This is a genomic window from Microbacterium sp. F01 (assembly GCF_056156365.1).
In genome coordinates, this window is sequence record NZ_CM149592.1 from 1,244,594 (window position 1) to 1,259,121 (window position 14,528).

17 protein-coding genes are annotated in these 14,528 nt (G+C 71.9%); 9 read left to right on the top strand and 8 right to left on the bottom strand.

Annotation, left to right across the window (positions count from 1 at the left end; translation table 11 throughout):
• Nucleotides 1–75: 75 nt before the first annotated feature.
• Nucleotides 76–1,302, top strand: coding sequence for a pyridoxal phosphate-dependent aminotransferase (locus ACVN90_RS05435; protein ID WP_475101141.1), 1,227 nt, complete (start codon nt 76–78; stop codon nt 1,300–1,302).
• 74 nt (nt 1,303–1,376) lie between these two features.
• The gene (locus ACVN90_RS05440) at nt 1,377–1,733 is read left to right on the top strand and encodes a hypothetical protein (RefSeq protein ID WP_475101142.1); all 357 of its coding nucleotides are present in this window, start codon (nt 1,377–1,379) and stop codon (nt 1,731–1,733) included.
• A gap of 104 nt (nt 1,734–1,837) precedes the next feature.
• Here ACVN90_RS05440 and ACVN90_RS05445 read toward each other — a convergent pair whose 3' ends face one another.
• Entirely contained in the window at nt 1,838–2,278 is a 441-nt protein-coding gene (locus ACVN90_RS05445; RefSeq protein WP_475101143.1) for an Rv3235 family protein, read from the bottom strand.
• A 129-nt stretch (nt 2,279–2,407) separates the two neighbouring features.
• Here ACVN90_RS05445 and ACVN90_RS05450 point away from each other — a divergent pair, with 129 nt between their 5' ends.
• Nucleotides 2,408–3,016 carry a hypothetical protein gene (locus tag ACVN90_RS05450; RefSeq protein WP_475101144.1) on the top strand — a complete coding sequence of 203 codons (609 nt, stop codon included), beginning with the start codon at nt 2,408–2,410 and terminating at the stop codon, nt 3,014–3,016.
• 48 nt (nt 3,017–3,064) lie between these two features.
• Here the strand turns inward: ACVN90_RS05450 and ACVN90_RS05455 are convergent, their stop codons facing one another.
• Nucleotides 3,065–3,346 carry a helix-turn-helix domain-containing protein gene (locus ACVN90_RS05455; RefSeq protein ID WP_475101145.1) on the bottom strand — a complete coding sequence of 94 codons (282 nt, stop codon included), beginning with the start codon at nt 3,344–3,346 and terminating at the stop codon, nt 3,065–3,067.
• Between the two features lie 98 nt (nt 3,347–3,444).
• Between ACVN90_RS05455 and ACVN90_RS05460 the strand changes: the two genes are divergently transcribed.
• The 3 genes from ACVN90_RS05460 to ACVN90_RS05470 are packed head-to-tail and all read left to right on the top strand — an operon-like array spanning nt 3,445 to nt 6,895.
• Nucleotides 3,445–4,077 (top strand): SAF domain-containing protein, encoded by a 633-nt coding sequence (locus tag ACVN90_RS05460; protein WP_475101147.1) that lies wholly within the window; start codon nt 3,445–3,447, stop codon nt 4,075–4,077.
• Entirely contained in the window at nt 4,074–5,387 is a 1,314-nt protein-coding gene (locus ACVN90_RS05465; RefSeq protein WP_475101148.1) for a CpaE/TadZ family protein, read from the top strand. The genes ACVN90_RS05460 and ACVN90_RS05465 overlap by 4 nt, the downstream gene beginning before the upstream one ends.
• Nucleotides 5,388–5,410: 23 nt before the next feature.
• A complete protein-coding gene (locus ACVN90_RS05470; RefSeq protein ID WP_475101149.1) occupies nt 5,411–6,895 on the top strand; it encodes a sensor histidine kinase in 1,485 nt (494 codons plus the stop codon).
• Between the two features lie 62 nt (nt 6,896–6,957).
• Here the strand turns inward: ACVN90_RS05470 and ACVN90_RS05475 are convergent, their stop codons facing one another.
• Nucleotides 6,958–7,206, bottom strand: coding sequence for a WhiB family transcriptional regulator (locus ACVN90_RS05475; protein WP_018171995.1), 249 nt, complete (start codon nt 7,204–7,206; stop codon nt 6,958–6,960).
• Nucleotides 7,207–7,453: 247 nt separating this feature from the next.
• Between ACVN90_RS05475 and ACVN90_RS05480 the strand changes: the two genes are divergently transcribed.
• Complete coding sequence (locus ACVN90_RS05480) at nt 7,454–7,876, top strand: histidine kinase (protein WP_475101150.1); 423 nt, start codon at nt 7,454–7,456, stop codon at nt 7,874–7,876.
• Here the strand turns inward: ACVN90_RS05480 and bcp are convergent.
• The 3 genes from bcp to aroA form a co-directional block, all read right to left on the bottom strand.
• Nucleotides 7,873–8,343 carry a thioredoxin-dependent thiol peroxidase gene (bcp, locus tag ACVN90_RS05485; RefSeq protein ID WP_475101151.1) on the bottom strand — a complete coding sequence of 157 codons (471 nt, stop codon included), beginning with the start codon at nt 8,341–8,343 and terminating at the stop codon, nt 7,873–7,875. The genes ACVN90_RS05480 and bcp overlap by 4 nt on opposite strands.
• Nucleotides 8,344–8,352: 9 nt before the next feature.
• On the bottom strand, nt 8,353–9,432 hold the full coding sequence (gene rsgA, locus ACVN90_RS05490; RefSeq protein WP_475101152.1) for a ribosome small subunit-dependent GTPase A: 1,080 nt from the start codon (nt 9,430–9,432) through the stop codon (nt 8,353–8,355).
• A gap of 83 nt (nt 9,433–9,515) precedes the next feature.
• Nucleotides 9,516–10,889 carry a 3-phosphoshikimate 1-carboxyvinyltransferase gene (aroA, locus tag ACVN90_RS05495; protein WP_475101153.1) on the bottom strand — a complete coding sequence of 458 codons (1,374 nt, stop codon included), beginning with the start codon at nt 10,887–10,889 and terminating at the stop codon, nt 9,516–9,518.
• A gap of 62 nt (nt 10,890–10,951) precedes the next feature.
• On the opposite strand from aroA, the gene ACVN90_RS05500 reads away from it, so the two are divergent.
• Together ACVN90_RS05500 and ACVN90_RS05505 are read left to right on the top strand one after the other, a co-directional pair.
• Complete coding sequence (locus ACVN90_RS05500; protein ID WP_475101154.1) at nt 10,952–11,674, top strand: sigma-70 family RNA polymerase sigma factor; 723 nt, start codon at nt 10,952–10,954, stop codon at nt 11,672–11,674.
• Nucleotides 11,671–11,913 (top strand): zf-HC2 domain-containing protein, encoded by a 243-nt coding sequence (locus ACVN90_RS05505; protein WP_045297433.1) that lies wholly within the window; start codon nt 11,671–11,673, stop codon nt 11,911–11,913. The genes ACVN90_RS05500 and ACVN90_RS05505 overlap by 4 nt, the downstream gene beginning before the upstream one ends.
• Nucleotides 11,914–11,929: 16 nt before the next feature.
• Here ACVN90_RS05505 and ACVN90_RS05510 read toward each other — a convergent pair whose 3' ends face one another.
• Together ACVN90_RS05510 and ACVN90_RS05515 are read right to left on the bottom strand one after the other, a co-directional pair.
• Complete coding sequence (locus ACVN90_RS05510) at nt 11,930–12,835, bottom strand: diacylglycerol kinase (protein ID WP_475101155.1); 906 nt, start codon at nt 12,833–12,835, stop codon at nt 11,930–11,932.
• Entirely contained in the window at nt 12,832–14,514 is a 1,683-nt protein-coding gene (locus ACVN90_RS05515) for an FAD-binding oxidoreductase (protein WP_475101156.1), read from the bottom strand. Before ACVN90_RS05515 ends, ACVN90_RS05510 begins: the two co-directional genes overlap by 4 nt.
• Nucleotides 14,515–14,528 lie beyond the last annotated feature (14 nt).

Below are 14,528 nucleotides of genomic sequence, written 5' to 3' on the forward strand. Positions count from 1 at the left end.
GACCAGGTGGCCCGCGCGCGAGTGCGGGCCACCTGGCGTTCATTGGCCCTCCTCGCCCGCGGATATCCTGAAGCGATGAGTCCCCTCCGCCCCCTCGACCAGTCGAGCAAGCTCCAGAACGTTCTCTACGAGATCCGCGGGCAGGCACTGGCAGAGGCAGACCGGCTGGAGGACGAGGGTCACACGATCCTCAAGCTCAACACGGGCAACCCGGCGGTGTTCGGATTCGAAGCGCCCTTCCAGATCGTGCGCGACATGATCGAGGCCGTGCCGCACGCGCACGGCTACAGCGACAGCAAGGGCATCATGTCGGCGCGGCGCGCGGTCGTGTCGCGGTACGAGCAGGTGCCCGGCTTCCCGCAGTTCGACCCCGACGACGTCTACCTCGGCAACGGGGTGTCCGAGCTCATCACGATGACGATGCAGGCGCTCCTCGACGAGGGCGACGAGGTGCTCATCCCGGCGCCGGACTACCCGCTCTGGACGGCGATGACGAGCCTCGCCGGCGGCACGCCGGTGCACTACCGCTGCGACCCCGACGACGGCTGGCAGCCCTCGCTGGAAGACATCCGCGAGAAGGTCACGCCCCGCACCAAGGCGATCGTCGTGATCAACCCGAACAACCCCACGGGGGCCGTCTACAGCCGCGAAGTGCTCCAGGGGATCATCGAGATCGCGCGAGAGAACTCGCTGCTGCTGCTCTCGGATGAGATCTACGACCGCATCCTGTACGACGAGGCGCGGCACATCCCCCTCGCGACGCTCGCGCACGATCTGTTGTGCCTCACGTACAACGGGCTGTCGAAGACCTACCGCGTCGCCGGCTACCGCTCCGGATGGATGGTCGTCACCGGTCCGAAGAAGCACGCCGCGGGCTTCCTCGAGGGCATCCAGCTGCTCGCCTCGACGCGCCTGTGCCCCAATGTCCCGGCGCAGCACGCCGTGCAGGCCGCGCTCTCCGGCGTGCAGTCGATCGACGCGCTCATCGCCCCCGAGGGGCGCCTCCACGAGCAGCGCGACGCCGCGTGGGAGGGCCTCGAGAGCATCCCCGGCGTGACGTGCCTCAAGCCTCAGGGCGCGCTCTACGCGTTCCCGCGCCTCGACCCGAATGTGTACGAGATCCGCGACGACGCCAAGCTCGTCTACGACTTCCTCGTCGCCGAGCACGTGCTGCTGGTGCAGGGGACCGGCTTCAACTGGCCGACCCCCGACCACCTCCGCATCGTCACGCTGCCCGAGGCTCGCGTGCTGTCGGAGGCCGTCGAGCGACTCGGCAACTTCCTCTCGTCGTACAAGCAGTGAGGGAGCGGATGCCGCGCCCCGCGGCATCCGTCAACCCCCTCGTGTGACGCGGGACGGCGTCGTAGCGTCGCGGCATGTCCATCGAACTGAACCAGCCGGCGCTGCGCCACATGCGCGCACTCGTCCGGGACGGCAAGGTCGTGCGCGATGAACGTGACGATTGGTCGGAGGCCGCGCCGACCGCCGACGAGGAGAACGCGTACATCAAGCGAGAGGGATGGACCGAGTACTCCCACTGGCACATCGGGATCGACCATCGCGAGAACGAGGAGACGAAGGGCGCGTACTCGTTTCCCGTGGGTGACTTCAAGAAAGTCCACCGGTCGGGGGTGATCTCGGCGGAGAGTCGCGCGGGTCAGCATGACCACCACGAGATCCGCGACGCCCTCCGCTCGCTGCTCGACCTCATCGACAAGGACGACAAGAGCTGACGACGGGACCGGCCGCATCGTCGGGGCCGGTTCCGTCGCCGGGTCATGCGCGCCGTCGCACCCCGCGCGTCGCCGCCAGGCGTGCGCGCGTCGCGGCGGCGGGGTCAGAGCAGAGCGAGCGAGGTCGCGCGCCAGCGACCGTCCATGCCCTCGATCCGCACGGCCAGCGCACGCGTGCGGGCCGGCCCGCGGACGATGACGACCGCTTCGATGATGCCGTCGGCGGGGGAGAACTCGTGCACCGACATGATCGCGTGCACGGGGCGCTTCGCCGCCACACCGCGCGCGCTGCGCGCGCGCGTGGCGAGGTTCGCGCGCGTGAGGAGCTTGCGGTAGGCGTCCTCGGTGAGCCAGCGCGCGAGCTGGTCGACCTCGCGCACACCCGCGAAGACCTCGAGCACACCCACGGTGAGGTTGCGCAGGAACGTCTCCGAATCGGGGAGCGCGGTGGACGGGGTCCGCTGCGGCGCGAAGAACTCTGCGACCTGCGCGCTGCTGCGGGACGCATACGGTACGCGGGCGGTGCCCGCGGGCGTCGTTGCCATGGGTGCCAATCTCGACAGGGGGATGTCTTCCCGGACAGTAGACCACACAGCGAACTCTCAGGAAAATCCGGCCTGGTCGGCTGTGGATAACTCCAGGGCCGATCGGCCGTGGTGCCCTACTCTCGCTGAGTGCGCTGGGACCGCTTCTTCGACGACCTCGAGGATCAGCTCGCCTCCGAATGGGAGGCCGAGCGCGCCGCGCTCGACACCGAGGCCGAGCGCCTGCGGCTCTCGCGGGTGCAGCTCTCGGAGCGGCTCACACTGCTCGCCGCGCGAGACGGCTCCGCGCCGACGGTCGGGTCGTTCGACCTCGCCGACGGTGCCATCCTCCGCGCGGCGGTGACGGGCGTGGGCGCCGACTGGGTCGCCCTGGCACTCGCCGACGGACCCGGCGGCGCGGTCATCGTGCCGTTCGCATCGATCGGCGCGATCGGGATGCCGCATGCCGACCTCCTGCGCACCGCGCGCCCGGCGCCGCCGCGCTCACCCCTGGCCGACCGGCTCACCTTCGGGTTCGTGCTGCGCGACCTGGTGCGCCGGCGGGCGGGCGTCGCCGTGCACCTCGTCTCGGGGCGGGTCCTCACGGGGACCATCGACCGCGCGGGGGCGGACCACCTCGATCTCGCGGTGCACGACCAGGGAGCGCCGCGGCGCGCAGATGCCGTGTCGGGCTACCGGCTCGTGCCCTTCGCGGCCATCGCGTGGATCAGGGCCGACGAGGCGCCCGCGATCCCGTGACCCTCGGCCGGTTCGAGCGGCCGGTGCGTGCGTGTGAAGGCCGCCGGCTCAGTCCGGGTGGCGGACGATGCGGCCGCCCCACAGCTCGGGGAAGCTGGCGTTCTGAGACTGACGCCATAGCGCCATGCGCCGCGCCTCCTCGGCCTGATCGTCGAGGTACTCGCCGACGCTCGCCGCATCGATCCGCCAGCGCGCGGGCGTGCCGACGCGAAGGCCGCGAAGCCGCCCTTCGTTGACCAGAGCCATGACCTCGTCGACCGACACGCCGAGCACCTCACCCACCTGGGCGGGTGCGTAGAGCCGCACGTCGGACGTCGGGTCATCTGACATGCCCCCATTATGGACCTGCCTCCCCGGTGCGGGCCTGGCCCCCTCACCCCTGTGGATAACGCCCGACGCCCTCGCGCCGAGTCGGCGACGATGGACGCATGACCACCGACCACGACCCCGTCCGCACGCCGCGCCGAGCCTTCTGGGGCGATGCGCGGTTCTTCCTCGGAGTGCTCCTCGTGGCGGCATCCGTCGTCGGCGTCTGGCTCGTCGTGTCGGCAGCACGACAGACCGTTCCCGTCTACGCCGCCGCGCACACGATCGTCCCCGGCGAGGCGATCGGCACCGGCGACCTGAAGGTCGTCGACGTCGCACTCGGCGCCCTCGCCGGCACGTACCTCACGGCCGACGACCTCGACGATCCCGTGGTCGCGACCCGCACGATCGAGGCGGGTGAACTGGTGCCCGCAGCCTCCGTGGGCGATCCCGCGTCCGGGCGCACCACGAGCGTCGTCGTCCGCAGCGCCGTCGACGTGCCGGCGTCGGTCGAAGCGGGCAGCGTCGTCGAAGTCTGGTCTGCCCCGCTCCTGGAGCAGGGGGCCTACGACGAGCCGCGCATCCTCGTCGCCGACGCCACGGTCGTGTCGGTCACGCGGGACGACTCCATGATCGGCGGCGGCGCAGCCGCGCTCGAACTCGTCATCCCTCGGGCGGATGTTCCCGCCACCCTCGCCGCGATGGCCGACGAGTCCGCACTGTCCATCGTCCCCACGACGGGATCCGGCTCGTGAGGGTCATCGTCGCCGTCGACGACGCCCGGCTCGTCACCGAGGGACTGCGGCGCGAGGGGATCGAGGTGATCGCCGAGGTCGCAGCATCCGCTCCCGCCCTTGCGGCGGCGGATGAGATGCTGGGCGCCGACGCGCAGGCGATGCTCCGGGCGCTCGCCGACGCCGACGCACTGGTGGTCGCGGTGTCTCGTGCAACGATGTCGCCGACCGTCGTCGCGCTCTGCGACCGCGCCGGCACACGCGTCGTGCCGCTCGTCGAAGACGCGGCGGGGGAGCGGATCGCCGCGTCGTGCGGACTCGAAGCTCCGTTGAGCCTGCACGCCGAGCCGTGGCGCATCGCCGAGGCGCTCTCGGCCACGCCCCGCGCTTCGGCCCCGGCAGCGCCAGCGCGCCAGCAGCCGCGCGTGATCGCGGTGTGGGGTCCTGCCGGAGCACCGGGGCGCTCTACCGTGGCGACGGAGCTCGCCGTCGAACTCGCCCGCGGCGGACGCCACGTCGCCCTCGTCGACGCCGACACGCACGCGCCGTCCCTCGCGCTCACGCTCGGCCTCGCGGACGAGGGCCCCGGGTTCGCCGCCGCGTGCCGGCAGGCCGAGCTCGGCGGCCTCGACGCGCGCGAACTCACCCGCATCGCCGTGCCGCTCGGGCGCACCGGGGTCGACGTCCTGACGGGTATCAACCGGCCTTCCCGCTGGCCGGAGCTGAGCGACCGGCGCGTGGTCGCCGCCCTCGCCGCCTGCCGCGAGTGGGCCGACTACACGGTGGTCGACGTCGCCTCGTCGCTCGAGCGCGACGAAGAGATCATGAGCGACCTCGACGGCCCGCGCCGCAACGCCGCGACACTTGCCGCGCTGCGCGCCGCGGACCTCGTGGTGGCCGTGGTCGGGGCAGATCCCGTCGGTGTCGCACGGTTCCTCCGCGGACACGCCGACCTGCGTGCCACGATCGGCGCGACCCCGGTGGCCGTCGTCGCCAACCGGCTCCGCCCGGGAACCCTCGGCATCGATGCCCGCGGGCAGGTGCGCCGCACGCTCGACCGTTTCGGCGGCATCGAGGACGTCTGGTTCCTCCCGCAGGACCCGAGATCAGCGGATGCTGCGATCCTCGCGTCGCAGCCGATCGCCGAGGTCGCTCCCCGATCGCCGTTGACCCTCGCGCTGCGGCGCTTCGTGGGCGAGGCGATCGTGCCTGTACCCGAGCCGCAGCGCGCCGGGAAGCCGCGGCGCCGCGGCGTCCACCGCGCCGGCTCCGGACGACCCGCGCACGCCGGCGCCGACGACATGGCACGCGTCGGCGAACGGGTCGTGTGAGCCGCGCGCTCTAGGCTAGGTCCGTGTCGACCCTCAGCGATCTCGTTTACGCCCAGGGCCGCTCCAGCGAAGAGGACGTGGAGTGGCTGCATCGTCTCGCGGGGGACGGCCAGCTCCTCGCCGATCTGGCTTTCGCCGACATCGTGCTCTGGGTGCCGACATCCGATGACTCCTTCGTCGCCGTCGCCCACACGCGTCCGGGTGGCGCGGCGACGCTCTTCTACCGCGACATCGTCGGCGACCGCGTGCGGCCGCAGTGGCGCACGCAGGTCCGCGAGGCGTTTCAGACGGGCCGCATCGTCGACTCGGCTTCACCCGACTGGTTCGAAGAGACGCCCACGCGTGTGCGCGCGGTGCCGGTGGCCCGCAAGAGCGGGAAAGAGGCGACGGTGATCGGCGTGATCACCCGCCACACCAACCTCGGCGAGGCGCGCACGCCCTCGCGGCAGCAGATCACCTTCAACGACTGCGCCGACGACCTGTTCGGCATGATCGCGTCGGGCGAGTTCCCCGACCTGACGGCGCCGACGTCGCCGCGACGCGGCGCGCCGCGCGCGTCCGACGGTCTGGTCCGCCTCGACGTCGACGGCATCACGACGTTCGCGAGCCCCAATGCGCTGTCGGCGTTCAACCGGCTGGGCTTCGACGACGAGCTCGAGGGCGAGTCGCTCGTCGAGGTCGTGACCGGCATCCTCCCGACGAAGCGGCAGTTCGACGAGTCGCTTCCGGTCGTCGTCACCGGGCGCGCGCCGTGGCGCGCCGACCTCGAGGCCCGTGGCGTGACGGTGTCGCTGCGCACCATTCCACTGCGCGATCACGGCACCCGCATCGGCGCGATCGTGCTCTGCCGCGATGTGACCGAGATCCGCCACCAGGAGCAAGAGCTCATCACCAAGGACGCGACGATCCGCGAGATCCACCATCGCGTCAAGAACAACCTGCAGACTGTCGCGTCGCTGCTGCGCATCCAGGCCCGCCGCTCGCACACCGAGGAGGCGCGCGACGCGCTCACGCAGGCCATGCGCCGCGTGTCGGCGATCGCCGTCGTGCACGACACGCTCTCGGAGGGTCTCGCGCAGAACGTCGACTTCGACGAGGTGTTCGCCCGCGTGCTCAAGCTCGTCGCCGAGGTCGCCGCGGCGCCCAACACGCGCGCGAAGACGCACTCCACGGGGCGTTTCGGCACCCTGCCCAGCGAGTACGCGACGCCGCTTGCCCTGGCCCTCACCGAGCTCGTCACGAACGCCGTCGAGCACGGGCTCGCCGGGCAGGAGGGCGACGTCGAGATCATCGCCGAGCGCACGGACGACCGCCTCGAGGTGCGCGTGCGCGACACCGGCTCCGGGCTGCCCGAGGGTCAGGTCGGCCGCGGCCTCGGCACGCAGATCGTGCGCACCCTCATCCAGGGCGAGCTCGGCGGCACCATCGACTGGCACACCATCATGGGCAGCGGCACGGAGGTCACGATCGACATCCCGCTGCGCTATATCGAGCGCTCCAAGAACTGACAGCACTGAGCGGATGCCGCGGCTCGCGGCATCCGCTCAGTGAAGCGCTGTGGCGCCAGGCGTCAGGAGGCGCGGCGCGCGCGAGCGGCGCGGCGCTTGAGTGCGCGGCGCTCGTCCTCGGAGAGGCCACCCCACACGCCCGAGTCCTGGCCGGTCTCGAGGGCGTACTGCAGGCAGATCTCGGTGACGGTGCAGCGTGCGCACACCGACTTGGCCTTCTCGATCTGATCGACGGCCGGACCGGTGTTCCCGACAGGGAAGAACAGTTCGGGGTCGACGGTCAGGCAGGCGGCCTTGTCGCGCCAGTCCATGGTGGTGCTCCTTGTGACAGAGGGGTGGGGAATAAAGGCCCGGTTCGGGTCCGGTACCCTGTGGGATGTGCGAGAAGAATCTCGCCCCACGTCGCTGTGGGAGCACACGGCTTCACCAATCGTCCCATAGCGGTTTACCTGAATCAAGGGTTCATCGGCGGGTTTGTGTAGGACTTGCTGAGTGTTCCCCGGGGCGTATGGAGAGTTCGCACAAACTGCTGTCGGTGGAAGAAGGAGTCGACGGAGAATGCGGACAAACCTGTCCGGAAGGATCGCCGCGGTGCTGGTGGGGCTCGAAGGCCTCGGGCTGGCAGCACTGACGGTGCGGGAGATCGTCGCGATCGCCTCGGGCGACACCGGCTCGATCGAGAGCGCGATCGCACTGGCGGTGCTGACGCTCGTGGGCGCGGCGGCGGTCATCGCGTTCGCGTTCGCGATCTGGCGCGATCAGTCGTGGGGGCGCTCGGGCGGCATCGTCACGCAGCTGCTGATCCTCGCCGTCGCCTTCGGCGCCGCCACCGGCGCGTTCGCCGACGCGACGGTCGCCCTCGTGCTCGCGGCCCCGGCCCTGATCGTGCTGGTGCTGCTCATGATCGCGGTGCGCGACGCCGGCCGCGCGGCTCGCCGTCAGCGCGACGAGGAAGCCGGCGGACAGCTCCCGGGCGCTTAGACGCCGAGCAGCGTGCGCACGCGCGCGACGTGGCCCGTTGCCCGCACGTTGTACAGCGCGTGCGTGATGCGGCCCTTCTCGTCGATGACGATCGTCGAGCGGATGACGCCCATGAAGGTCTTGCCGTAGTTCATCTTCTCGCCCCACGCGGCGTACCTCTCGAGCACCTTGTGGGCGGGGTCGCTGAGCAGGTCATAGGTGAGGCCGTCGCGCTCCCGGAACCGTCGCAGCTTCTCGGGCTCGTCGGGGGAGATGCCGAGCACCGTGTAGCCGGCCGCCTGGAGGGGGGCGAGGCTGTCGCGGAAGTCGCACGCCTCCTTGGTGCACCCGGGCGTCATCGCCGCGGGGTAGAAGAAGAGGATCACGCGTCCGCCCCGAAGGTCCCTGAGCGTCACGGCCTGCTCGTCCTGGTCGGGGAGCGTGAAGGCGGGAGCGAGAGAACCGGGTTCGAGGCGCGTCGTGGTCACCGCTCCACTCTAGGCGCCGGGCTCCTGGGCTTTCTTGGCGAACGTCTCGAGCAGGCGCTGCAGCGAGTCGAGGCGGGCGGCTCCGCCCGGGCCGAGCCGGCCCTCCGCGACCGCCTCGACGATGGCGCAGTCCGGCGCGTCGGGGAGGTGCGTGCAGCCGCGCGGGCACTCCTCGGCGATCTGGTCGAGGTCGGTGAAAGCGCGGAGGATGTTCGCGGGGTCGACGTGGCCCAGGCCGAAGGACCGCACGCCAGGGGTGTCGATGACCCAGCCGTTGCCCCGCACGGCGCCATCGAGCGCCTCGCCGCGGTAGCGCAGCGACACCGTCGAGCTCGAGGTGTGGCGCCCGCGTCCGGTCACGACGTTGACGTGGCCGGTCGCCCGCTTCGCGTCGGGCACCAGCGCGTTGACGAGCGTCGACTTGCCGACGCCCGAGTGCCCGACGAACACCGTCGAGTGGCCGACGAGCGCCGCGCCGATCCGCTCGAGCGGCATCTCCTCGCGGCCGCTCGTGAACACCTCGAGGTCGAGGCCATCGAAGTGCGCGAGGAACTCGGCGGGATCGGCCAGGTCGGTCTTCGTGACGACGAGGAGGGGACGGACGCCGGCATCCAGCGCCGCCACGAGGTAACGGTCGACCAGGCGCGGGCGCGGCTCGGGATCGGCGGCCGCGACGACGACGAGCATCTGGTCGGCGTTGGCGACGATGACGCGCTCGACCTGGTCGGTGTCGTCGGCGCTGCGCCTGAGCAGCGAGGTGCGGTCCTCGATGCCGACGATGCGCGCGAGCGTGCCCTCGTCGCCCGACGCGTCGCCGACGACGCGGGCACGGTCGCCCGTGACGATCGGCGTCTTGCGCAGCTCTCGCGCGCGGGCCGCGAGCACGGTGCGCTCGGTCGGGAGGTCCTCGTCGACGAGCACGGTGTACCGGCCGCGGTCGACGCCGAGCACGCGCGCGATCTCCGCGTCGCTGTGCGCCGGGCGGCGCTTGGTGCGGGGGCGGTTCGCCTTCGGGTTCGGCCGCACCCGGACGTCGGCCTCGTCGAACTCCGGTTCGTCGTCGTCATCGAGGTCGTCGAGCCAGCTCACGGTGTCGTCCCGCTCATAGGGTCATCCCGGGTCGGTTCACGCAGGTCTCCCCGATCGCTCCGCGAGTGCCTGCACGCGCCGTCTCACGAGGCGCGCATCGTCTCCTCGGGGAGCCCGCCGTCGGCGTGCTCGCCGTCGAGCATCCGCTGCCAGATCTGCGGGAACTCAGGCATCGTCTTGGCGGTGGTGCCGATGTCGTCGACCTCGACGCCGGGCACGGCGAGGCCCATGAGGGCACCGGTGGTCGCCATGCGGTGATCGTGGTACGCGTGCCAGGTGCCGCTGTGGAGCGGGCGCGGCACGATGCGGATGCCGTCGGGCAGCTCCTCCGCCTCGCCGCCGAGGCCGCGCAGCTCCGCGACGAGCGCCGCGATGCGGTCGGTCTCGTGGCCGCGGATGTGGCCGATGCCGTGCAGGGTCGACGGGGAGTCGGCGAAGGCCGCGAGCGCGAAGATCGTGGGGGTCAGCTCGCCGGCGGCCGAGAGGTCGAGATCGACGCCCTGGATGGCGGAGCCCGCGGTGACGGTGAGTGCGCCGCCGCGGCGCACCACGCGGGCACCCATCAGGGACAGGATCTCGGTGAGCATCGCACCGGGCTGCGTGGAGTGCGCGGGCCAGCCGGTGACCGAGACCGAGCCGCCCGCGACCATCGCGGCCGCGAGGAACGGCGCCGCGTTCGACAGGTCGGGCTCGATCGCCACGTCCTTGCCGCGGATCGGGCCCGCCGGCACGATCCACTCGCCGACGCCAGGACGCTCGACGTGCACGCCGCGGTGCCCGAGGACTTCGACGGTCATATCGATGTGGGGAATGCTCGGCAGGCGCTCGCCGGAGTGGCGCAGCTGCAGGCCGACGTCGAAGCGGGGCGCGGCCAGCAGGAGGCCCGACACGAACTGGCTCGACGCGCTCGCGTCGATGGTGACCTCGCCGCCGCGCACGTGACCGTGGCCGCGGATGATGAAAGGGAGTGCCCAGTGGCCCCCGTCGTCGATGTCGACGCCGACGTCGCGCAGCGCGGTGATCATGGCGCCCATCGGGCGGTGCAGCGCGCTCTCGTGCGCCGTGAGCGTGACGTCGCCGCGGGCGAAGCCGCCGAGGCCGGCGACGAAGCGCATGACGGTGCCGGCCTGGCCGCAGTCCACGACGGTGTCGCCGCGCAGCGGCCACACCGGTGTCACCTCGATGTCGTCGCCGTAGAGTCCGGCGCCGTCGACGAGCTCGATGCCGACGCCGAGCGAGCGCAGTGCGTCGATCATGCGGGCGGAGTCGTCCGAGTGCAGCGGCGAGATCAGGCGGCTCGGGCCGTCGGCGAGGGCGGCCAGGATCAGCTCGCGGTTGGTCAGCGATTTCGACCCGGGAACGGTCACCGTGGCGTGCAGCGCGCCGTCGGCGACGGGCGCAGGCCAGTGACCGCGCCCCATCGGCGCGGAGGGCGGGGAATACGCTTCGGCTGTCATCGGGTTCTACCCTACTGAACCCGGTGGGAACGAGCCGGGAGCAACCTACTGAGCGGAGCCGGATGTTCGCCACTCTCGAGCGCCTCGACCACGAGGCGCCCCTCCTCGCCGGGCGTGACGCGCTCGTCCCAGGCAGCCCGCAAGAGCCCGCCGTAGACTGGCGCGTGATGAGCGACTCGACCGATCAGGCTGCTGAGGCGGACCAGGCCCAGGATCCCCGCGCGCAGTTCGAAGAGCAGGCGCTGCCCTTCATGGACCAGCTGTACGCGGCGGCCATGCGCATGACGCGCAATCCCGCCGACGCGGCGGACCTCGTACAGGAGACCTTCGTCAAGGCGTTCGCCTCGTGGAAGACCTTCACGCAGGGCACGAACCTCAAGGCGTGGCTGTACCGCATCCTGACGAACACCTATATCAACACGTATCGCAAGAAGCAGCGCGAGCCGTATCAGGGCACGATCGACGATCTCGAGGACTGGCAGCTGGGCGGTGCCGAGTCCACGACGGCGACCAGCACCCGCTCGGCCGAGGCCGAGGCGATCGACCACATGCCCGCGTCGGTCGTGAAAGACGCGCTGCAGTCCATCCCGGAGGACTTCCGGCTGGCGGTGTACCTCGCCGACGTCGAGGGCTTCGCCTACCAGGAGATCGCCGACATCATGAAGACCCCCATCGGCACGGTCATGAGCCGTCTGCACCGTGGCAGACGGATGCTGCGTGAGCTGCTGGCCGACTACGCGAAAGAGCGCGGCATCACCCCCGCCGCCACGAGGAGCACGAAATGACGGACTGCGGCTGTGAGAAGGCGCGGCGCGACCTGGAGGAGTACCTGCGCCACGAGGTCTGCAAGACCGAGCAGAGCGACATCGCCGAGCACCTGGCGAACTGCGAGGGCTGCCGTGACGAGGCGCTCGTCGCGACCACGCTGACCGAGGTGCTCGCCCGGGCGTGCAAGGAGAGCGCGCCCGAAGAGCTGCGCGACCAGGTGCTGGCCAAGCTCCGGGCGGTTCAGGCGGCGCACTGACGCCGTCGCCGCCGGATCAGCCGGCGGGCGTGAAGATCGTGAGCGCGCCGCGCACGACATCGATCGTGAGCGGCAGCGCACCGATCGGGTCGCCGTCGGCGTAGGCCGTGACTCCCGGCGACGACAGTCGCACCGATCGCACTCGTCGCATCGCGACCTCCGGCACGCCCGCGTGCGTGCCCTGGTACACACGCGGGAGAAGGCGCAGCAGGCGCAGCCGCCCGGCAGGGCGCACGAGGACGACGTCGAGCAGGCCGTCGGCCGGGTCGGCATCGGGACAGATCGGGATGCCGCCGCCGTATGTGCGCCCGTTGCCCACCGTCGCCATCACGAGGTCGCCCTGCACCTCTTCGCGGGAGCCGTCTGCCAGCTCCAGCTCCACCTGGTACGGCATGCCGGCGAGGGTCAGGAACTCGACGAGGATCGCGATGTTGTACCGGGAGCCGCCCCGTGGCCACCGCATCGCGTTGGCGCGATCGTTGACCTTGGAGTCGAACCCGCTCGCGAGCACCGACCCGTAATACCGCGTCGACCCGTCTTCGCGCGTGACGCGGGCGAGGTCGATCGACCGTGTGAGACCTCCCGCGATCGCGTCGGCCGCCGCAGTGACGTCGAGCTCGCGCAGTCCGAGCGTCGCCGCGAAGTCGTTGCCGGTGCCCGACGGCACGATCCCGAGGGGGACGCCGGTGCCGGCGACCTCCTGGATCGCCAGGTTCACGGTGCCATCGCCGCCTGCGACGACCACGGCGTCGACGCCGACCTCGATCGCGGCTCGCAGCAGCGCGGACGACTCCGCCGCGCTGCCGCCGCTCAGGATCGAGGTCTGCACGCCGTGGGCACGAAGGCGCTCGGCGGCATGCGTGCCGGCGCCCGTATGCGCGCCGGCGCGCGCCGCGGGATTGACGAGCAGCGCGACCTTCACGTGCGCTCCGCCGCTTCGGCCGCGTCCGCAGCGGGCGCGACCAATGCGCCGGGATTCATGATGCCGCGAGGATCGAGCACGCCCTTCACGGCGCGCAGCACCTCCACGCCGAGCGGGCCGATCTCGGCCTCGAGATACGGACGGTGATCGCGCCCCACGGCGTGATGGTGGGTGATCGTGCCGTGTGCGTCGCCGATCGCGCGGGACGCGGCATCCTTCGCCCTCATCCACTGGGCCTCGGGATCCTCGGTGAGCGCGGCGACCACGGTGAAGTAGAGCGAGGCGCCCGCCGGGTACACGTGCGAGATGTGGCACAGCACGATCGGCTTGGTTCCGGAGGCCGTGAGGCTCTCGGTGAGCGCGGCGGTGACGGCGGTCTTGAGGGCAGGAAGGTGAGACCAGGTCGTCGCGGTCTCGAGGGTCTCGGCGAGGACGCCGAGGTCCATGAGGGTGTCGCGCAGGGCCGGAGAGGCGAAGCGGCCGCGCTCCCACGAGCGTGCGGGGTCCTCGCCGCGCGACGTCGCGCCGTGCGCGCGGAAGACCGCGTCCAGCGCGTGGCGCGTCGCCTCGGTCTCGGCGGGCGTCGCTCCCTCGAAGGTGGCGACGGCCAGGCTCCCGCGCATGCGGGTGAGGTGTCCGCCCATCGCGGCGTTCACGCGTGTCTCGGTCTCGTCGCTCAAACGCAGGACTGTGGGACGGATGCCGCGCTGCGTGGCTTCGCGGAACGCCGACGCCCCCGCGGCGAAGTCGGGGAACGACCACGCGCGGTACGCGGTCGCGGCCGGGATCGGGCGGATGCGCACCGTGACCTCGGTGAGGACGCCGAACGCGCCCTCGGAACCGAGGAACAGCTCGCGCAAGTCAGGACCGGCGGCGCTCGCGGGGGCGCGGCCGAGGTCGAGGTCACCCGCGGGGGTGGCGACGCGGAGCGCGTGCACGAGGTCGTCGAAGCGGCCGTAGCCGCGGGACGCCTGCCCGCTGGAGCGGGTCGCGGCGTATCCCCCGAGGGACGCGTAGCGGAAGCTCTGCGGAAAGTGGCCGAGCGTGTATCCGCGGTCGGCGAGCAGCTCCTCCGCCTGCGGACCGGTCGTGCCGGCGCCGAACGTCGCGAGCAGCGACACCTCGTCGAGGGCGAGGAGCGCCGCGGTGCGGCTGAGGTCGAGGGCGATCACGGCCCGGTGCGTGCCGCGCACCGGGTCGACGCCGCCCACCACCGACGTGCCGCCGCCGAACGGCACGACCGCGATGCCGCGGTCCGCGCAGAGGCGGAGCGCCGCGGCGACCTCGTCGTGGGTCGCGGGGGAGACCACCGCGTCGGGCGCGGCCTGCGGATCGTCGAGGCGGCGACGCAACAGGTCGGGCGTGCTCTTGCCGCCGAGGTGCAGCATGCGCACCGCGTCGCCGCGGGTCGCCGCATCGATGCCGACGATCCCGGCCAGCGCGGCGAGGTCGTCGTCGGGGAGCAGCGAAGGCGTGAGGACGGGCGAGGGGCGATGCGGCACGGGATGCGCCTTTCCCGGCAGCAGCGTCGCGACGATCGCCTTCGCGGCGGCCGGCAGGCGGGCGGGCTCGGATCCCCAGGCGTCCCAGTCGCCACGCGGGCGGGGCGCCGGGAGGGCGAGCGGACGCGCCGGGTTCGCGGGGTCGCTCGGGGAGTCGGTGGGCACCGTCGCAGCCATGGCGACAGTATGAC